Genomic DNA, 18,521 nt, shown 5'->3' on the forward strand with positions numbered 1-18,521 from the left:
GTGCAGGTGCGCACCTGTTCACTTCCTTTCTGGTTGGACGCTTGACAGTCACGTTCAATTATAAAGCCGATTGCTTACAGAGGGAATCAAATGTGTTAAAATCATGGCAGAAAGGGTGAAAGCCATGATTATTACTGAACAGACGATCGCCCTGCTCGATCAAACGGAATCGTTAGCCGATTTGATTGAAGCGAGCGAGTCGTTCCAAACATATATCGCCACGAAACAAGCGCGAGCCCAATCAGAGGAAGCGCGCCTCGTGGAACGTGAGTTCTTGCGGATGAAAGAAGATTACGAGTACGTACAGCGGTTCGGGAAACATCACCCGGACCACGATCGCATTAAAAAAGAGATGCATCTCGTCAAACGGCGTCTCGATGTCCAGCCAGAAGTGGCCGCATTTAAAAAAGCGGAACGCAGTTTAGATAAACTGCTCGGGGAAGTGAGTGAGCTGTTGGCCTTCTCGGTTTCTCCAAAAATCAAAGTCCCGACCGGAAACCCGTTCTTCGACGAAGGCGGATGTTCAGGCGGAGGAAGTTGTGGAGGCGGAAGCTGTGGATGTGCCATCTGAGACGTTTGAGTTGAATGGTCGAATCGGGTTCGTCGTCTACGTCCAATCGTTGAAACAAGTGAAGGCGTTGCGTCGCTATGCGAACCTGTATTACGTGTCAAAGCGGGAGAAGTACGCCTTCTTGTATACCGACCTTGATGGACATGAGGCGATTCTCGAACAAGTGAGCGCGTTGCCGTTCGTCGAAGCGGTCGTCCGCAGTGAGCGGCCGTTCGTCGCGGAGACGTATGAATCGAAGCAGAAATAACACAGAGATGAAGGCGGCACCGCCTTCATCTTTTGTGGTGAAGGAGAACGGATATGCGAGTGATTTCAGGAGAACGAAAAGGGACCCGACTCAAGACGGTCCCGGGGTCGGCCACACGACCAACGACAGATAAAGTAAAAGAATCGTTATTCAACATCATCGGTCCTTATTTCGCCGGGGGCGATGCGCTTGACCTATACGCCGGGAGCGGCGGTCTAGGAATCGAGGCGTTGTCACGGGGGTGTGACCATGCCGTGTTCGTCGACAAGCAACGGAAGGCGGTCCAGACGGTCACAGACAATTTGCAGACGACACGTTACGAGTCGAAAGCGACGGTGCTCCAACAAGACGCCCGCTCGGTTCTCGACCAACTCGTCCTCAAAGGTCAGCCGTTCAAACTGATTTTCATGGACCCTCCGTATCATGCGGAGGAACATGTGCCGTTTTTACAGATCATTGAAACGAACCGGCTGTTGACGGACAACGGCGTCGTCGTCTGCGAGCATGGCAGCGACGTGACGTTGCCGGACCGAGTCGGCCAGTTGGAAAAAATCAAGGTGCAACGCTACTCGGACGTGATTACGATCAGCTTTTACGAGTATGCAGCGACCGAGGAGTGAGAACATGTCAAAACGTATCGCGATTTGCCCGGGGAGCTTTGACCCGATTACGAACGGCCATTTAGATATCATCGAGCGGGCGGCGGCCATCTTCGACGAAGTCATCGTCGCCGTGCTTGAAAACTCGAGTAAGGCACCTCTCTTTAACGTGGAAGAGCGTCTGTCGCTCATTCGTGAGGTGACGACACATTTACCGAACGTCACCGCCGACGCGTTTGGGGGTTTGCTCGTCGAATATGCTGCCAAGCGTGAGGCAGCGACCATCGTCCGTGGCCTGCGTGCCGTCTCGGACTTCGAGTATGAGCTTCAAATCGCATCGATCAATAAAAAGTTGAATGAGAACGTGGAGACGTTGTTCATGATGACGAACAGCCAGTACTCGTTCCTCAGCTCCTCGATCGTGAAAGAAGTTGCCAAATACGGGGCGTCCGTCGCCGAGCTCGTCCCGGAGCAAGTCGAACTCGCGTTGCGGCAAAAATATGAAGTGAGTCACGGACAATGAAGTCGCTCAAAATCGGTTTCGGTCTGCTCGTGGCCGTCCTGATTTTCTTGTTCGTGCCACTCCCGTATTACATCACGTATCCGGGCGAGGCGACGACGATCGAAGAGTTCATGACGGTCGAGGGCGGGGACAAAGAACCGGGCGAACTGAAGATGGTGACCATCTCGCAACGCCGGGCGACACCGCTCTGGCTCGTCGGCAGCTGGTTCACCCCGTTCACGGAGGCGAGTCCGGCCAGCCGCTATCTGTATGACGGGGAAAGCGAGGCGGACTACGAACGCAGACAAGAGTTGTTGATGTCGTCGTCGCAACAAGCGGCGATTCAATACGCCTATGAGTTGGCGGACGCCGATGTGACGGTGACGTTTGACGGCATGTACGTCTCGGCCCCAATCACGGGGTCGCTCGCCGCGAACGTCTTGAAGCCGGGTGACATCATCACGGCGCTCGATGGGCAATCGTTCGCGTCGCGCCTTGACTTTATCGAACGCGTCGCCTCATTTGAAGCCGGCGATGAAGTCTCTGTCACGCTTGAACGTGACGGTCGCGAACGTGAGGTCGATACGCTGATTCAACCGATTGACCGGAGCGGGGACCGGGTCGGGCTTGGGATTTATGAGCCGCTGCCCGTCCAGGACGTGCGCACGGACCCGGACGTCTCGTTCGAACTGACGACCGTCGGCGGACCGTCGGCCGGCCTCATGTTCACGCTCGAGATTTTTGATCAGTTGACGCCGGGCGATTTGACGGGCGGTGCCGTCATTGCCGGAACGGGAACGGTCGATGAGTTAGGGAACGTCGGGCCGATTGGCGGGGCATGGCAAAAAATCGTAGCTGCGGACGAGGCTGGGGCATCCGTGTTCTTCGTGCCGGCCGGGTCGAACTACGACGAGGCGATGGAGTCGCTCGACCGACTCGAGAGCGACATTGAAGTCGTTCCCGTCAAGACGGTCGAGGAAGCCATCGATTATTTAGAGTCGATGAATTGAGGAGTTTGCATATGTTCGACGAGTGACCGATTTCCGAGCGGAAGGCGATACGCCTCGGTCACTCGAGCCTCGAACGCAAGATCGGGATGGTACTTGCTGAGGAGCGGTACGTCTTTTTTTATGTCCTTTAACACAGTGCGCCCGATTGTGTTGAACGCGAGCGGTCGGATATACGGTACGTCGTCGAACCGTTCCGGCAACTCGTCCTGTCGCCAATGGATGAGGATGGCGACGAGCGCGCGTTGGATGGACGTCCGGGTATAACGTCTCGTCAATAAGCGGGCGAGCGCCTGTTCGAATGTCGGCTCGAGCCCGGCTTGAATCAAGCGGGGCGACAGCGAGCTGTCGATACCGACGAGTTGCTCAAGTACGTCTTTCGGGGTCGTCCGCAGCTTATATTGAAGGACGGGCCAATAAAGTGACCAATGCGCCATCGGATTGTCCTGAAACAGCGTTCTCGTGGCGTCAGGGACGGCCCGGACCATACCTGACTCTAAGTAGTGGGCGCGCACGCCCGTGGCCGACATGACGTCTGAGACGCTCGGGTCATGGTATCCGGCCCCGAGACGGCGAATCGTGTGCAGTTCGATGGACGTCGCCGCTTTCGCGTAGTGATAGGCGAGAATGTTGTTCGGGAGCGTCAAATCAAAGTCGGGATAGAGTGACCCGAACGCCTCGCTCGACGCCTTGGCGGAAGAACGTCCATTGTCCAACGCTTCTTTGAACGCCGTCTGATAGGCTGGAGTCGCTTCGATGTTGGCCGCCGCCGCCTGGGTAACGGCGCTGATGTCGCCGCTCTCGCTACCGAAGGACAGCGTTTGACAACGTACGCGCTCGGCGATGGCGACCGCGGCGCTCGCGAACCGGTCGGCCCGTTGCACGCCGAAACGCGTCGGGAGTTCGATGACGAGGTCGATCGCGCCCGTTTGGACGGCGGCGCGGGCCCGGCTCCATTTGTCGAAAGCTGCCGGCTCGCCGCGCTGGGTGAACTGGGCACTCATGACGGCGATGACAGCGTCAGCGTCGGTTTCGATCCGGGCTCGTTCCGCCTGATGGAGGTGCCCGTTATGGAACGGATTGTACTCGGCAATGATGGCCGTTTTTCGCATAAAATTACTCCTTTGCATTGTCGATTGGATTGGTGTAAGATGGATAAGTACGCTTTGGCAAAGCGCCGTCGTCAACTGATTTTAGTGTAAAGAAAAAACATTGACAAAACAAGTTGGCCTATCTATAATTCATATTGTTGCAATTGAGGTGATTCGGATGAAGTGGTCTATTGCACAGCTACTTAAGCTACGAAACCAGGGTGACAGTTTTACCATCGATGAGATGGTCGAACTACCAGAGCTTACTCAGCTCCATCCGGATATCCGTTCGATTCGTCCGGTGCATGTGCACGGGAATGCGTCGTTCACATCTAATCAAGTTACATTCAATCTGAAGATTCAAGGTGACCTGACGTTGCCAGATGCGCGTACGTTGGATGATGTCATTTATGAATTCGATATTGAATCGCTCGAGCCTTTCTTTTTGGAGAATGGGCGTTATACGGAGCAATTCGATGATGTCAATTTGCCAGAAGGAAATACGATTGATCTGCGACCGATCGTAAAAGAGCTCATCATGTTAGACGTCCCAATGCAAATCTTTGGGAACGAAACAGACAAAACTCAGGTTGAAGGGGAAGGCTGGTCCGTCATTGACGAGCAGCCGGACGACCAACCAAAAATTGACCCGCGCCTCGCGGGGCTCGCTGACTTGTTCTCTAAAAAAGAGGACGAGAACGGCTAACTTTTCAAGGAGGTGGACAACGATGGCAGTACCATTCCGTAGAACGTCGAAAACTCGCAAACGTCTTCGTCGTACTCACTTCAAACTCAACGTACCTGGTATGAACGAGTGCCCGAACTGTGGCGAAATGAAGCTTTCTCACCGTGTATGCAAATCTTGCGGACACTACAACGGTAAAGAAGTAACAAGCAAATAATGCGAAAAGAAGCGGTCTCCTCGGAGGCCGCTTCTTTTTTTATTTTTGGGTCGTGGAAACAGATTGTGGTAAACTTTTCAGTGCAGACTAGACGTGGAGGGATGGCCAATGAAGCCGATTAAACGAATTGGGATTATCGGGAACGGCGCCGTCGGCATGTTGATGGCTTCGCTGTTCGAACCGGACTATACGGTGACGCTCTATGGCCGTGTCGACGAGGCATCGACTGTGACGATCGAACGTACCGGCGTCACGCAGGGAACGGTTCAGGTTCGCCTCTGTCCGGTGACGAAAATCATTGAGACGGAGCAGGACGTGTTCTTTGTGACGACGAAAGCGCATCAGGTCGAGGCGGCGACGGAACGATTGTCCGGCGACGTGCCCGTATTCATCTGTTCGAACGGAATCGCGCATCTCGACTATGCACGTACGAAAGGATTCCACCTCGGTGTGGTCGAACATGGTGTGAGCCGCGACGGCGATCGGCTCCAGCATACCGGGCTCGGGCGCATCCGCATCGGCAGCCTCGGCTCGCTCGAAGAGATGTCGTTCAACGCATCTCCACTCGATGTCGTCTGGGAGACGGATATCGAACAAGTCGTCACCGAGAAACTATTCGCCAACGCAATCATCAATCCGATTACGGCGCTCTGCCGTGTCGAGAACGGTGCGGTCGCCATACCGCCTTGCCGCGATATCGCGACGGCGCTTTACGAAGAACTGACGATGTTGTTCGACCGTCACGTCCCGTATACATATATCGACACGATTATCGACAAGACGGCACACAATCGTTCTTCGATGCTACGTGACATCGAGGCGGGGCGCCAGACCGAGGTCGATGCCATCTTGACGCCGCTCTTGAAACGGGCCGATGAACGAGGCGTCACATTGACCGTCATTCCGGTCATGCAAAAATTAATTTTAGGAGCGAGCGTATCGTGCTAGTGTATATCGTTTCATTTCCACTCGTCATTTGGTTTATGGTGTATATGATACTTAGAAAAATTATGCCGAAATCGGTTAATACGTTCAAACTCGCCTGTGATGCCGGCGTCATCCTTTGGTTTTATGCCTGTGCGGTGCTGCTCGAAGCGATCGTCGGGGTCGATTTGATTTGGCTGTTGCTTGCGGTCTGTGCCGCCATCTTTCCGGCCAACGCGATTTGGCAACGGATTCGCCATGAGGATGTCGTCTATTCGAAGATGTTCGTGCACGGATGGCGCCTATTGTTTTTGGTGCTCGTCCCGACCCACATCGTCTTGTTTACGATCGGCATCGCACGAGAGATGATGTATTAATCGTTTGAAAGGAAGTCGTTATACGTGAGGATAGAGTCGCTAGATGCCATGTACGCCCCGTCGTCCCCGATGATACAAGTGGAGACGGGCTATTCGAAATGGCTGGACTATACAGGGATGGATGAGCTCGAGGTGAGGGCGGACGAATTGACGAACCGTCCCTTCACGCATTTGCCCGCGCTCGTCGACATTTTGCGAGACCAACAAACCGTCCACGGTCCGATTTCTCCGGCGCTCGAATCAAAACTCGAAGCGTTGGCCGCCGGTGAGGCGTTCACGATGGTGACCGGGCAACAAGTCGGGGTGTTCGGCGGTCCGTTGTTCGCGGTGTATAAACTGTTGACCGTGCTGAAGAAGGCCAAGCAGGCGGAAGCGAAATTGAATAAACCGGTCATCCCCATCTTTTGGATGGCGACGGAAGATCACGACTACGCGGAAATCAACCACGTCTTCGTCAGCCAACCGCTGTCGCGTCAACTGCGCAAAGAGGCGCTCTCGACCGTCCCGCTTGCCGGAAAGGCGTCGGTCGGGGAATTGGAGTTCGACCGCCTAAAAATCGAACTCGTGCAAATGTTGCAGCACCTCTTGTTATCCGAGACGGAGACGCGCTACACGACGACGCTCTATCATGAGCTCGTCGATGTGATTCAAGCGAGCCATTCGTTCGCGCAATTCTTCGGTCAGATGATGCGCCGGTTTGTCGGCACCGACTTCATCTTGTTCGACCCGCATCAACCGGACGTTCGGGCTCTCGAGCGCGATGCGTTCAAACGGTTGATTACGGAACACGACCGCTTGCATGCGGCGCTGCACGATGCGTTCGAGGACGGGATGCCGACCGTCGAGCTGAACCGGGAAGCGGCCCATCTGTTCTATCACGACGGGACGCGCGAACTGTTGACGAAGCAGGACGGGCTCTTCACGACGAAACGGGGACACCGCTTCACCGAGGCCGAGCTGATTCAGCAAGTGGAGGCGCACCCAGAGCGGTTCTCGAACAACGTCGTGTCCCGTCCGCTCATGCAGGACCACTTGTTCCCGACGCTCGCCTATATCGCCGGTCCCGGTGAAATCGCCTATTGGCTTCAACTGCGGCCTTTGTTCCACGTCCTCGATTGGAAGATGCCGCTGTTGATTCCACGGCTCGGGGCCGTGCTCGTCTCGGCGAACGATGAGAAGAAGCTCGCCCAAGAAGGCGTGACGCTCGTCGACTATTTGGCGGACCCGTTACCGGACCACACGTTCGACGACGAAACGTTCGACCAAAACCTGTATGCGTACCGGACGCTCACGGAAGCGATCGGGCGCGAGGCAGGCAAGCAGGGGCACCGGTTTGATGCCAAGGCGCGCCATGTGCTCGAACGACTCGCCGATGAGATGCGTGCCGAAGCGAAGCGCGACCAGTACCGCTTGAACAGTCGCCGGATTCATCTATCGACACGACTCTTGCCGATGGACGCCCCGCAAGAACGGATATGGTCGATGGTCCCGTTGTTGAACCGTCACGGCCTCGATTTGTTCGAGCGCTTGCGCCGGTCTTATGAACAAGTGGATTTCGAGCGATGTTTGGTCAAATTGTAAGCGAAATGAGTGCGATGGAGATGGTTCCCAGAAATTTGTGGGAACCATTTTTTGTTTGTTACCTTTTTGTTTCCTCTTTTCGCTAAAAAGCTATGCGGCGCTTGACATTTTTATGATAAAGTAAACGTAATAAAATAGTTGAAAAATGTAGGTTGAGAGGATTTTTGTATGTTTGAGCATGAAACGGTATTAAAAATGGAGTCCATTGAGGGATTAAATATTAAGCCAGACGGGATTTATGTCGATTGTACGTTAGGAGGAGCCGGTCACAGCGAAGAGATCGTCAAGCGTTTGACGACAGGCCATCTGTACGCCTTCGACCAAGACGACGTCGCGCTCAAGCACGCGAGTGAGCGGCTGGCTCCATATGAGGACCGGGTTACGTTCATTAAAAGCAACTTCGTCCATTTGAAAGACGAACTGTTGGCGCGGGGAATCACTCAGGTCGATGGGGTATTGTTCGACCTTGGCGTGTCGTCGCCGCAGCTCGATGAGGCCGAACGTGGCTTTAGCTACAATTACGACGCACCGCTCGATATGCGTATGGACCGTTCCCGCGAGCTGTCCGCGTATCACGTCGTCAACGAATGGCCGTTCGGAGATCTTGCCCGCATCTTCTTTACATACGGGGAAGAAAAATTCTCCAAACAGATTGCGCGCAAGATTGAGCAGGCCCGTGCCGTCAAACCGATTGAGACGACGTTCGAACTCGTCGAATTGATTAAAGACGCGATTCCGGCGCCGGCCCGACGAAAAGGCGGTCATCCTGCGAAGCGGACGTTCCAAGCCATTCGCATCGCCGTCAACGATGAGTTGAACGTGTTCGACCGTGCCGTCCAAGACGCGATCGACATGCTCGCCATCAATGGACGCATTTGCGTCATCACGTTCCACTCGTTAGAAGATCGAATTTGTAAGCAAGTATTTAAAGAGAAAAGCCAGCATCCGCCGTTACCACCCGGATTGCCGGTCATCCCGAAAGAGTTTGAACCCGAACTGAAATTGATCACGCGCAAGCCGATTACAGCCGGGGACGACGAGCTCGAAGGCAACCGCCGGGCCCGTTCTGCCAAACTCCGGGTCGCAGAAAAACAAAAATAGACTGTACGTAGGAGGGATACCTGATGCCAGAAGCTGCTCGCAAGGCTCTGCAGCCTCAAGTTACGCCGAATCGAAATCCGATTCCGCAAGAACGACCAATACCAGCTCCAAAACGACGTACGTTGACCTTGTTCGAATCCATCCTGTACCCGACCATGATTGGTTCAGTTGTCCTGTTCGGTGGCATCACGGTATCGAAACATAATGAAGCGTACAACATCATGCGCGATACGGCTCTGATCACACAAGAGACGAACACGATCGCTAAAGAGAACGAAGAATTGAAGTATGAGATCGCCCAACTAAGCTCACCTGAGAGAATCTATGCGATTGCTGAAAAGCTCGGAATGCAATTCAATGAGAACAACGTCAAGGTGATTGACTGATGAATTCTCTACAACAGAGTAAAAAAAGAGTGGCGTGGGTGGCGATTGTTTGCTTCACACCACTCTTTTTATTTTTTGTCGGTTGGTTCTTCTATTTGTCCGTCTTCCAGACGTACAAAGGAGAGAACATGCTCGCGTTCGCCGAGGAAGAGCGTTGGAAAGCGGTCAGTACGCTAAAAGCGGAGCGGGGCGAGATTTATGACCGGTTCGGACAACCGATCGCCATCAATATCCCTTCGTACCGAATCGTGGCCGTGTTGAAACTCGGCGGCGAGCGGGTCGAGGAAAAGACGCTCATGCCCGAGGAGTTCGCCGAGGCTGCGAAGCAGCTCGCGACCGTCATACCGATGGCCGAGGCCGACATTTTAAAGCGGCTCGAGCAGAACAAAGATCGCGGTCAAATCGAGTTCGGTGTTCCAGGGCGCGATTTGACGGTCGATCAAAAAGAAGAGATTGAAGCGTTCGAGATTCCAGGGGTCACGTTCGTGGAAGAACCGAAGCGCTACTATCCGAACAAAGTGTTCGCTTCAAGCGTCGTCGGCTACGCCCAGAAAATCGACCAGAACGGACGGATCGAACTCGTCGGTGAGCTCGGCATCGAAAAATCACTCAACGACGTCTTAAGTGAGTCGTACGGGTTGTATCGGTTCGAGAAAGACTTGGCTGGACGCCAAATCGTCTCGAGCGACGAGCAATTGAAGATCGACCCAGAAGACGGGGCCGACGTGCAACTCACGCTCGACCACCGGATTCAACAGCTGCTCGATACGAAAATGGAAGAGCTGTATCAAGAATACAAGCCGAAGAATGCGACGGCGATTATCATGGACCCGAAGACCGGCGAAATCATCGCCTTGTCGGACCGCCCTTCGTTCGACCCGAACACACGCGAAATCAGCTCGTATAGCAACTTCTCGGTCTCATCCCGCTTCGAGCCGGGATCGACGATGAAAATCTTCACGTTGGCCGCCGCCATCAACGAAGGCGTTTATAATCCGAATGAACTGTATAAATCGGGATCGTACAAGTATGGCAAGACCGTATTCAATGATTACAACATTACCGGATGGGGTACGATTCCTATGGTAGAAGGCGTCTGGCACTCGTCGAACGTCGCGTTCTCGATTCTCGCGAACGAGCGTCTCGGCTTGAGCCGCTACGAGGATTATTTCAACGCCTTCAAGTTCGATCAACGCACGGGCGTCGATTTACCGGGTGAGGTCAACAGCCAATTCGATTTCGAGAGCCCGTTGAACGTCTTGATCACGGCATGGGGCCAATCGACGGCCGTCACGCCGATGCAGATATTACAAGCGACGTCGGCCATCGCGACCGATGGGACGATGAAGCAACCCCATGTCATCAAGAAAGTCGTCAACCGTGAGACCGGTGAAACGATTCGGACGACGAATCCAAAAATCGTCGGACAACCGATCACGGCCGAGGCGGCCAAACAGACGCGGGAAGCGCTCGATGGCGTCGTCAACAGCGATGTCGGGACGGGGCAATTGTATGCCCTCGACAACTATCGCGTCGTCGGTAAGACCGGAACGGCGCAAATCGCCGAGAACGGGAAGTACTTGAGTGGACAATACATCCATTCGTTCGTCGGCATGGCGCCGGAAGACGACCCGGAACTCGTCATGTATATCGCCGTCGACCGTCCGAACGGTGACTCATCAACGACGGGACCACGCATCATGGCACCGCTGTTCAAAGATGTGATGGACGTCGCGCTCCGCTATCGGAGCGTCGAGCCAGACAAGCAAGCGAAATCGATTGACGCCTCGACGAAAACGACGGCATCGTTCGTCGACCAAGGTCGTGACGACGCTGTGAAGGAAGCCAAAGCGGCCGCGTTCACACCGGTGGCACTCGGTAACGGTGAGACGGTCACGGCGCAAAGTCCGGTCGAAGGCCAACCGTACGTCGTCGGTGAGCGGTTGCTGTTAAAGACGGAGGACTCGTTCACGATGCCGACGCTCAAGGGCTGGTCACTTCGTGATGTGAAACGACTGGCGACGCTGTATCAATTGAATTTAGAAATAGACGGCACCGGCTTCGTCACGTCCCAATCGATTGGGAAAGGCAAGCCCGTCAAGACGGGAGCGACACTCAAAGTGAGGCTCGCGTCACCGTCGAACTAACGCAAAGGGATGAAGAGGGCCTCGGCTCTCTTTTCCTTTGTCACAGGAGGAAATGGTTATGGAACAGTTGACGATTCAAACACTCGCATCTTGGTTTGGGATGGAAATACAGGATTCGCGTGAGGTACGCCACGTCGCGACCGACTCGCGAGACGACAATGCCGACGGCTTGTTCGTCCCGATTATCGGGGCACGCGTCGATGGACATGATTACATCGAGGCTGCCATCAAGCAAGGGGCGATCGTGACGTTTTGGGAACAAGACCGTCCGTTACCGGAAGGGATTATCGCCATCCCGGTCGCATCACCGTTGACAGCGCTCCAAGAAGCGGCGGCCCGCTATTTGGCGGAAATCAATCCGAAAGTCGTCGCCATCACCGGCTCGAACGGGAAGACGTCAACGAAAGACATGATTGCCGTCGTGCTCGGTGAGACGTTCAAGACGCACAAGACGGCCGGGAACTTCAATTCGGACGTCGGATTGCCGCTCACCGTGCTCCGGATGCCACGGGACACCGAAGTCGCCGTCCTCGAGATGGGCATGAACGGATTCGGGCAAATCGAACTGTTATCGAAACTCGCCAAACCGGATATCGCCTTCGTCACGAACATCGGCGAGTCACACGGTGAACAAGTCGGGGGGCGCGAGGGGATCGCCAAGGCGAAGCTCGAGATTAAAGCCGGGTTGAAACCGGACGGCGTCTTAATCGTCGATGCCGACGAGCCGCTCCTTAATGAAGCGGGCGGGTACCGCGTCGGATACGACTCGACCGCGGACGGTAAGCTCGAAGTCGTGGAGGCGACGTTTGACGCCTCGATTTTCCGCTACAATAACGAGCTGTACGAATTGAAAGTGCTCGGGGCCCACCAAATCCGTAACGCCGCCTATGCGATCGCCTGCGGTCTCAAGTTCGGATTAGGACATGACACGATTCAACGCGGTCTCGACCGCGTCCAGTTGACGTCGATGCGGATGGAGAAACGGATGTTCGGCGACGCCCACTTGGTCAATGACGCCTATAACGCGAGCCCGACCTCGATGATTGCCGCCGTCGAGACGATTAAAACGCTAGAAGGGTTCTCACGCCGCGTCCTCGTCCTCGGGGACATGTATGAACTCGGGACGGACGAGGTCGCCCAGCACGAACAAGTCGGCCACGCCATCACGGCACCGGTCACGGATTGCGTGCTCATCGGAGAGAAAGCGAAATGGATTGCGGCAGGCATCACCGACCCGCGTGTGAACGTGACGATGGTGCCGACGGTCGAGGAAGCGAAAGTCCTCCTCGGCAGTTATCAACGCCCCCAGACTGTGATATTGTTAAAAGCATCGCGAGGACTGGCGCTCGAGCGTCTAGTTCAATAAACAGAGTAGTGAGGTACGAACATGTTAATCAGTTTAATCGTCTTAATCAGTTCATTATTGACCGTATTGGTCGTCATGCCGCGGGCCATCCCGGCACTGCATAACTTAAAGTTTGGCCAAGAAATCCGTGACGTAGGTCCAGATTGGCATCAAAAGAAATCAGGCACGCCGACGATGGGCGGAATCATCATCTTGCTCGCCCTTATCATCGGATTCCTCATCTCAGTCGTCTTCGGTGAAGACGTCGCTGGGTTTGGCACGCTCTTGTTCGTGACTCTCGCCTTCGGGGTGATCGGCTTCCTCGACGACTACATCAAAGTCGTCAATAAACGCAACCTCGGTTTGACGTCGCTTCAGAAATTGATCGGTCAAATCGTCGTCTCGGTCTTATTCGTTTGGTTCCTCTCCCTCGGTGGGGCACTCGATACGACGATTCAAATCCCGTTCACTTCGATCGCGTTTGATACGGGCTGGTTGTATGTCGCCATCGTCATCTTCTGGCTCGTCGGCTTCTCGAACGCGGTCAACTTGACAGACGGCCTCGACGGTCTCGTCTCGTTCTCGGCCATCCCGACGTTCGCCTTCTTCGGCATCTATGCGCTCGGACAAGACGAAGCGGGCATCGCTTGGTTCGCCTTCAGTGCGGTCGGCGCCTTGCTCGGCTTCCTCGTCTTCAATAAATACCCGGCGAAAATCTTTATGGGTGACACGGGATCGCTCGCCCTCGGTGGTGCGGTCGCCGGCCTCGCGCTCATGCTCAAGCTCGAGCTGTTGCTCGTCTTCGTCGGAATCATCTTTGTCATCGAGACGCTTAGCGTCATCTTGCAAGTGCTCTCGTTCAAGACGACGGGCAAACGAATCTTTAAGATGAGCCCGATTCATCACCATTTCGAAATGGTCGGTTGGTCAGAATGGCGCATCGTCTTGACGTTCGGTGGAATTAGTTTGATCACGGCAGTCTTGTCGTTACTACTCATGTAATGGATGGTGGAAGACATGCAACAACAGTGGAACGATAAACGAGTCCTCGTACTCGGCGCGGCACGGAGCGGCATCGCCGCAGCCGCTTACTTAAGAAATGTCGGCGCGGACGTGACCCTCAATACCGGGAGCGAACCGTCAACGGAAGAACGGATGAAAATTGAAGCGCTCGGCATCAACGGCGTTTTCGGTGCCCATCCGCTCGAATTGCTCGACACGACGGACATGATTGTCAAAAACCCGGGAATCCCGTATCACATCCCGCTCCTTCAAGCAGCGCTTGAGCGGAACATCCCGATTTATACAGAAGTGGAACTCGCCTACTTGGCGACCGATGCCACGTTCGTCGCCATCACCGGCTCGAACGGGAAAACGACGACGACCACGCTCGTTCATGAATTGCTCAAAGGGGGAAGTCGTCCTGTCCATGTGGCAGGGAATATCGGTTTCCCGGCAATCGAAGTCGCATCGAAAGCGAAGCAGGGCGACATCATCGTCATCGAACTATCGAGCTTCCAACTGATGGGCGTTGAGCAGTTCCATCCGCAAGCGGCGGCACTGTTGAACTTGTCACCGGCGCATTTGGATTATCATGGTGACTTCGAATCGTATGCCGACGCCAAAGGGAACTTGTTCCGGAACATGACGGCATCAGACCGTGTCGTCGTCAAAGGCAGTGACACCGAAGTGATGAAACGCGTCCCGGCCGATCTCGATGCTTCGACGTTCGGTTACGACAGCGGGGATGCGCATGTCACCGACGGCTGGATTACGTTGCACGGCAAGCGGGTCATCCGGGTCGAGGATCTCGCCCTCGGCGGGGCCCATAACGTGGAGAACGTGTTGGCAGCCTTGTTGCTCGTTGAACCGTTCGATATCCCGGCCGAACATATCGATCGTGTGTTGCGCACGTTCGGTGGCGTGGCCCACCGAACGGAAAGTCTTGGCCAAGTGCTCGGACGCCGGGTTTATAACGACTCGAAAGCGACGAACAACGTGGCGGCCGAAGCGGCATTGAGCGGATTCGATGCTCCGATCGTTTGGGTGTGCGGGGGACTTGAACGTGGAGCCGAATTGGATTCACTCATTCCGGCGCTCGGACGCGTCAAAGCCATCGTCTCGTACGGTGAGACGGCAGGGCGTTTCCAAGCACTCGGTGAAGCCGAGCAGATTCCATCGTTCGCGGTCGATACGCTCGACGCAGCCGTCCCGCTCGCATTTGAACAGTCAGCCCCAGACGACGTGATTTTATTGTCACCGGCCTGTGCGAGCTGGGACCAATATAAGACGTTTGAAGAGCGCGGCGAACATTTCGTCCGCCTCGTCCATGCATATGAGGAGGCCAATCGATGAAAATCATGATTTCTGGTGGAGGAACGGGTGGTCATATCTACCCGGCACTCGCTCTCCTTGATACGCTCAAACAGCGCCATCCGAACCTCGAGGTGCTCTACATTGGCACTGAGAACGGTCTCGAGGCCGATCTCGTCCCACGCGCTGGTGTGCCGTTCAAATCGATTCGAATCGCCGGGCTCAAACGGTCGTTGTCGCTAGATAACGTCAAGACGGCCTATTGGTTTGTCCAATCTGTCCTGACGTTGCGTAAAGAGATGAAGACGTTCCGTCCGGACGTCGTCATCGGCACGGGCGGATTCGTCTCAGGTCCGGTCGTCTTCACCGCACAACAACTCGGCATCCCGACGATTCTGCATGAACAGAACAGCATCCCAGGCTTGACGAACAAGTTCTTGTCGAAGAAAGCCGACCGGGTCGCCTTGTCGTTCGCCGGTTCGGAATCACAGTTCCCTGATGCGAACGTCCGCGTCATCGGTAACCCGCGCGGGAGCGAAGTGTTGAAGACGACGGTGAACGAAACGTCCGTCCGGGCCGAATATGGTATCGATGAACGTCCAATCGTCTTGATTTACGGCGGCAGCCGCGGAGCCGAGGCCATCAACCGGGCCGTCATCGAGGCCATCCCGGAACTTGCGACCGAACCGGTGAACGTGCTCTACGTGACCGGGAACGTCCATTATGACAACGTCGTGGCGAAGGCGCCAAAAGCCGATAACGTCCATGTGTTGCCATACGTTTACGACATGCCTGAACTGCTCGCGTGTGCGAGTCTCGTCGTGTCGCGGGCCGGTGCCTCGACCATCTCGGAATTGACGGCGCTCGGTTTGCCGAGCATCTTGATTCCGAGTCCGTACGTGACGGCCGACCATCAGACGAAAAACGCCTCGGCGCTCGTCGAAAGCGGCGCGGCCGAACTGATTAAAGAAGGGGATTTGTCGGGCGAGACGCTCGTTCGCTCGATCCGACACGTATTGGCCCATCATGATGAGATGGCCGCAGCCTCGAAACGGTTAGGATTCCCGCACGCCGCGGAGTCGCTCGCCGACCTCGTCGAAGAAGTCCGCGCTTGAAAGGAGAGTAGCCATGGAGACACGTCAGAATACCGTTCGTAGTTTGGAAGACCGAATCCCGTATATGAAAGATCAACGTCGTAAGAAAGCGAACCGACGTTTGTCGACGATCCTGTTGTTGTTCGCGGTGTTGATTGCGCTCGTCGTATATATGCAGACATCGGTGTCTGACGTGAAAGCGGTGAACGTGAACGGCCTGTCCTGGTTGACAGAAGCGTATGTGCTCGCCGAAACGGATATCGACACGTCCACGAAAATCGTTCAAGTGTCGCCGAACGGGATTGAACGGGAACTTCGTAAAGTGCCTGGCGTGAAAGACGTCTCGGTCGATCGCTCCTGGTATAACGTCGTGACGATTGACGTCGAAGAAGAGAAAATGATCGCCTATTCACGAACGGACGAAGAGGAAGTCGTCGTCCTCGCTGACGGTTCTTTGCACCCGACTGGATCGATTACGGATCCAGAGAAGCTAAAAGACGGTCCGTTGTTGCGTGAATTCACCGATGCGGCGGAACTCGAGAAAATCGCGAGTGAGCTCGAGCAAGTCGATGACGCGATGCGGGCCAGGATGTCAGAGATTGTCTTCTCGAAACAGAAAGGCGAACCGACACGATATGAGATTTATATGAACGACGGCAACACGATTCAGACGCCGACGTTCAAGCTCAGTCAAACGGTATCCAAGTACGGCGAAATCTATGAGAATATTCCAAAAGGACAGCGGGGAACCGTCGTCATGGATGGCGGATATTATTTCGTTCCGTACGAAAAACCGAAAGAATAATCTGAATTTTTACAGCCCTTAGACACATAAGGGCTGTTTTTTTATCGATTGTAATCGAATTGACACCCCAAAACCGCGTAATTTGTAGGATTCTACCTTTTCTCACTATCTTATTTGTTGTAAACTTAGACGTGAGATATCTTGCCGGACCTAACAATATTTTTGGATATCTGTAACAATGTAACGGAATTCAAGCACAGAAATTAAAGCGCGGAGGTGTTTCCCTTTTGGAAGCGAATGGTTATGTGGCCGCATTGGATATAGGAACGTCAGAAATTAAGCTCGTCGTGGGTGAACTACTCGGGGGAACGCTTAACATTTTGGCGGAGGGGTGTGCCCCGTCTGCAGGAGTAAAACGTGGCGCCGTCGTCGACATCGATAAGACGGTTCAAGCCATCAAGCAAGCCGTCGAACATGCCGAAGCGGCGCTCGGTGATCAAATTCGGTCGGTATACGTTGCCATCGAAGGGGAACATATCCAAATCGCCCCATGTCATGGAATTGCATCGGTCAAACGAGAAGACCAAGAAATCACGGACACAGACGTCATCGAAGTCATCAATTCGGCGCAAGTCATGCGCTTGCCGGATGAGATGAGTGTCATCGATGTGATTCCGTCTTCCTTCACGGTCGACCAACAGACAGGTGTCGTCGATCCCCGGGGCATGCTCGGTTATCGCTTAGAGATGCACGGCAAGATGGTGACCGGTTCGAAGACGATTTTACATAGCATTCGTCGTTCCATCGAACGGGCGGGACTGAAACTAGAAGGTTTCGTCCTCGGCAACTTGGCGCTCGGCATGAGTGCGGCATCGGTCGATGAAATCGATTTAGGCATCGGCTTGGTCGATATCGGTCATGAAAAGACGACCGTCTCGGTCTTCTATCGAGGCGACCTCGTCTACTCATATATCCTTCCGGTCGGAGGCGATCATATGACGCGCGACTTGGTGTACAAGCTCAACTGTAAATACCAAGACGCCAAAGTGGCGAAAGAAGAGTACGGACTTGCCCTCGAAGAGATGGCGGACGCCTCAGAAGGGTTCTCGTTCACGAACATCAACGGGGAAGTCACGTTCGAACCGCAGTCAGAAATTAGTTACGTTTTAGAGGCAAGAATAGAGGAAATGTTCACGCTTGTGTTGAATAGAGTGCAAAAGGTAGGCGTTCCAACGCTCAGCGGAGGTTATCTCCTCTGTGGTGGGGCCGCTGCTTTACCTGGCATCCAAGAACTAGCGACTCGTGTCATGGGTCAAAAGACGAGACTGTATCAGCCATCGTCGATTGGCGTCAGACATCCGAAATACGCGACCGCGGTCGGCGTCCTCAAGTACGTGCTCATGAGCGATCACCACGTCTCGAAGTCACGACTTGAAAAGCCGGATGACCGTGTGGCCGTCGCAAAACCAGACGGCACGTCTCAAACCGGGAACGTCCAAGACCACGACGATGATGTGGAACCGGACGACCGCGAGACGAAAAACGGTTTCGGTCGATTAATGGAAAAATTATTTGGCGTGTAAATTTGA

Annotated in this window: 20 protein-coding genes; 19 read left to right on the forward strand and 1 reads right to left on the reverse strand. The window is 54.5% G+C overall.

Features of this window, described 5'->3' with window-relative positions; all coding sequences use genetic code 11:
* Positions 1 to 124 precede the first annotated feature (124 nt).
* Genes KNP71_RS01140 through KNP71_RS01160 form a run of 5 tightly spaced genes read left to right on the forward strand, consistent with a single transcriptional unit; the run spans position 125 to position 2,929 of the window.
* Complete coding sequence (locus tag KNP71_RS01140) at positions 125 to 571, forward strand: YlbF/YmcA family competence regulator (RefSeq protein WP_034777059.1); 447 nt, start codon at positions 125 to 127, stop codon at positions 569 to 571.
* Positions 555 to 818 carry a DUF2129 domain-containing protein gene (locus KNP71_RS01145; RefSeq protein ID WP_021067029.1) on the forward strand — a complete coding sequence of 88 codons (264 nt, stop codon included), beginning with the start codon at positions 555 to 557 and terminating at the stop codon, positions 816 to 818. Before KNP71_RS01140 ends, KNP71_RS01145 begins: the two co-directional genes overlap by 17 nt.
* A gap of 53 nt (positions 819 to 871) precedes the next feature.
* On the forward strand, positions 872 to 1,438 hold the full coding sequence (gene rsmD / locus KNP71_RS01150) for a 16S rRNA (guanine(966)-N(2))-methyltransferase RsmD (RefSeq protein ID WP_131471136.1): 567 nt from the start codon (positions 872 to 874) through the stop codon (positions 1,436 to 1,438).
* A gap of 4 nt (positions 1,439 to 1,442) precedes the next feature.
* On the forward strand, positions 1,443 to 1,940 hold the full coding sequence (gene coaD, locus KNP71_RS01155; protein WP_029595744.1) for a pantetheine-phosphate adenylyltransferase: 498 nt from the start codon (positions 1,443 to 1,445) through the stop codon (positions 1,938 to 1,940).
* Positions 1,937 to 2,929: a SepM family pheromone-processing serine protease gene (locus tag KNP71_RS01160; protein ID WP_214713844.1), complete on the forward strand. Its 993-nt coding sequence runs from the start codon at positions 1,937 to 1,939 to the stop codon at positions 2,927 to 2,929. The genes coaD and KNP71_RS01160 overlap by 4 nt, the downstream gene beginning before the upstream one ends.
* On the opposite strand, the gene KNP71_RS01165 is transcribed toward KNP71_RS01160, so the two are convergent.
* Positions 2,908 to 4,038 (reverse strand): tRNA(Met) cytidine acetate ligase, encoded by a 1,131-nt coding sequence (locus tag KNP71_RS01165; protein WP_214829858.1) that lies wholly within the window; start codon positions 4,036 to 4,038, stop codon positions 2,908 to 2,910. The two genes, KNP71_RS01160 and KNP71_RS01165, sit on opposite strands and share 22 nt — an antisense overlap.
* A 157-nt stretch (positions 4,039 to 4,195) precedes the next feature.
* Here KNP71_RS01165 and KNP71_RS01170 point away from each other — a divergent pair, with 157 nt between their 5' ends.
* The 14 genes from KNP71_RS01170 to ftsA all read left to right on the forward strand — a co-directional run bounded on the left by KNP71_RS01170 (position 4,196) and on the right by ftsA (position 18,515).
* Complete coding sequence (locus KNP71_RS01170) at positions 4,196 to 4,723, forward strand: YceD family protein (protein ID WP_029595742.1); 528 nt, start codon at positions 4,196 to 4,198, stop codon at positions 4,721 to 4,723.
* 22 nt (positions 4,724 to 4,745) lie between these two features.
* Complete coding sequence (gene rpmF / locus KNP71_RS01175) at positions 4,746 to 4,919, forward strand: 50S ribosomal protein L32 (protein ID WP_015881300.1); 174 nt, start codon at positions 4,746 to 4,748, stop codon at positions 4,917 to 4,919.
* Between the two features lie 108 nt (positions 4,920 to 5,027).
* Entirely contained in the window at positions 5,028 to 5,867 is an 840-nt protein-coding gene (locus tag KNP71_RS01180) for a 2-dehydropantoate 2-reductase (protein WP_029595741.1), read from the forward strand.
* On the forward strand, positions 5,861 to 6,220 hold the full coding sequence (locus tag KNP71_RS01185; protein ID WP_214713842.1) for a DUF3397 domain-containing protein: 360 nt from the start codon (positions 5,861 to 5,863) through the stop codon (positions 6,218 to 6,220). The genes KNP71_RS01180 and KNP71_RS01185 overlap by 7 nt, the downstream gene beginning before the upstream one ends.
* A gap of 24 nt (positions 6,221 to 6,244) precedes the next feature.
* Positions 6,245 to 7,801 (forward strand): bacillithiol biosynthesis cysteine-adding enzyme BshC, encoded by a 1,557-nt coding sequence (gene bshC, locus KNP71_RS01190; protein WP_353048033.1) that lies wholly within the window; start codon positions 6,245 to 6,247, stop codon positions 7,799 to 7,801.
* Between the two features lie 168 nt (positions 7,802 to 7,969).
* Positions 7,970 to 8,902, forward strand: coding sequence for a 16S rRNA (cytosine(1402)-N(4))-methyltransferase RsmH (gene rsmH, locus KNP71_RS01195; RefSeq protein WP_021067038.1), 933 nt, complete (start codon positions 7,970 to 7,972; stop codon positions 8,900 to 8,902).
* 23 nt (positions 8,903 to 8,925) lie between these two features.
* Positions 8,926 to 9,288 carry a cell division protein FtsL gene (gene ftsL / locus KNP71_RS01200; protein WP_021067039.1) on the forward strand — a complete coding sequence of 121 codons (363 nt, stop codon included), beginning with the start codon at positions 8,926 to 8,928 and terminating at the stop codon, positions 9,286 to 9,288.
* 38 nt (positions 9,289 to 9,326) lie between these two features.
* Positions 9,327 to 11,435, forward strand: a complete 2,109-nt coding sequence (locus KNP71_RS01205; protein ID WP_353049131.1) for a penicillin-binding protein — start codon at positions 9,327 to 9,329, stop codon at positions 11,433 to 11,435.
* A gap of 58 nt (positions 11,436 to 11,493) precedes the next feature.
* Complete coding sequence (locus tag KNP71_RS01210; protein WP_251132726.1) at positions 11,494 to 12,801, forward strand: UDP-N-acetylmuramoyl-tripeptide--D-alanyl-D-alanine ligase; 1,308 nt, start codon at positions 11,494 to 11,496, stop codon at positions 12,799 to 12,801.
* A gap of 21 nt (positions 12,802 to 12,822) precedes the next feature.
* Entirely contained in the window at positions 12,823 to 13,782 is a 960-nt protein-coding gene (mraY, locus tag KNP71_RS01215; RefSeq protein ID WP_214755772.1) for a phospho-N-acetylmuramoyl-pentapeptide-transferase, read from the forward strand.
* Positions 13,783 to 13,797: 15 nt separating this feature from the next.
* Complete coding sequence (gene murD / locus KNP71_RS01220; RefSeq protein WP_029595736.1) at positions 13,798 to 15,135, forward strand: UDP-N-acetylmuramoyl-L-alanine--D-glutamate ligase; 1,338 nt, start codon at positions 13,798 to 13,800, stop codon at positions 15,133 to 15,135.
* Positions 15,132 to 16,208 (forward strand): undecaprenyldiphospho-muramoylpentapeptide beta-N-acetylglucosaminyltransferase, encoded by a 1,077-nt coding sequence (gene murG, locus KNP71_RS01225; RefSeq protein WP_029595735.1) that lies wholly within the window; start codon positions 15,132 to 15,134, stop codon positions 16,206 to 16,208. Before murD ends, murG begins: the two co-directional genes overlap by 4 nt.
* Before the next feature lie 13 nt (positions 16,209 to 16,221).
* The gene (locus tag KNP71_RS01230; RefSeq protein ID WP_214713833.1) at positions 16,222 to 16,992 is read left to right on the forward strand and encodes a cell division protein FtsQ/DivIB; all 771 of its coding nucleotides are present in this window, start codon (positions 16,222 to 16,224) and stop codon (positions 16,990 to 16,992) included.
* Positions 16,993 to 17,219: 227 nt separating this feature from the next.
* Entirely contained in the window at positions 17,220 to 18,515 is a 1,296-nt protein-coding gene (gene ftsA, locus KNP71_RS01235) for a cell division protein FtsA (RefSeq protein WP_214713831.1), read from the forward strand.
* Positions 18,516 to 18,521: the final 6 nt, after the last annotated feature.

Source organism: Exiguobacterium sp. s56 (assembly GCF_018618255.1).
Lineage (GTDB): Bacteria > Bacillota > Bacilli > Exiguobacteriales > Exiguobacteriaceae > Exiguobacterium > Exiguobacterium chiriqhucha.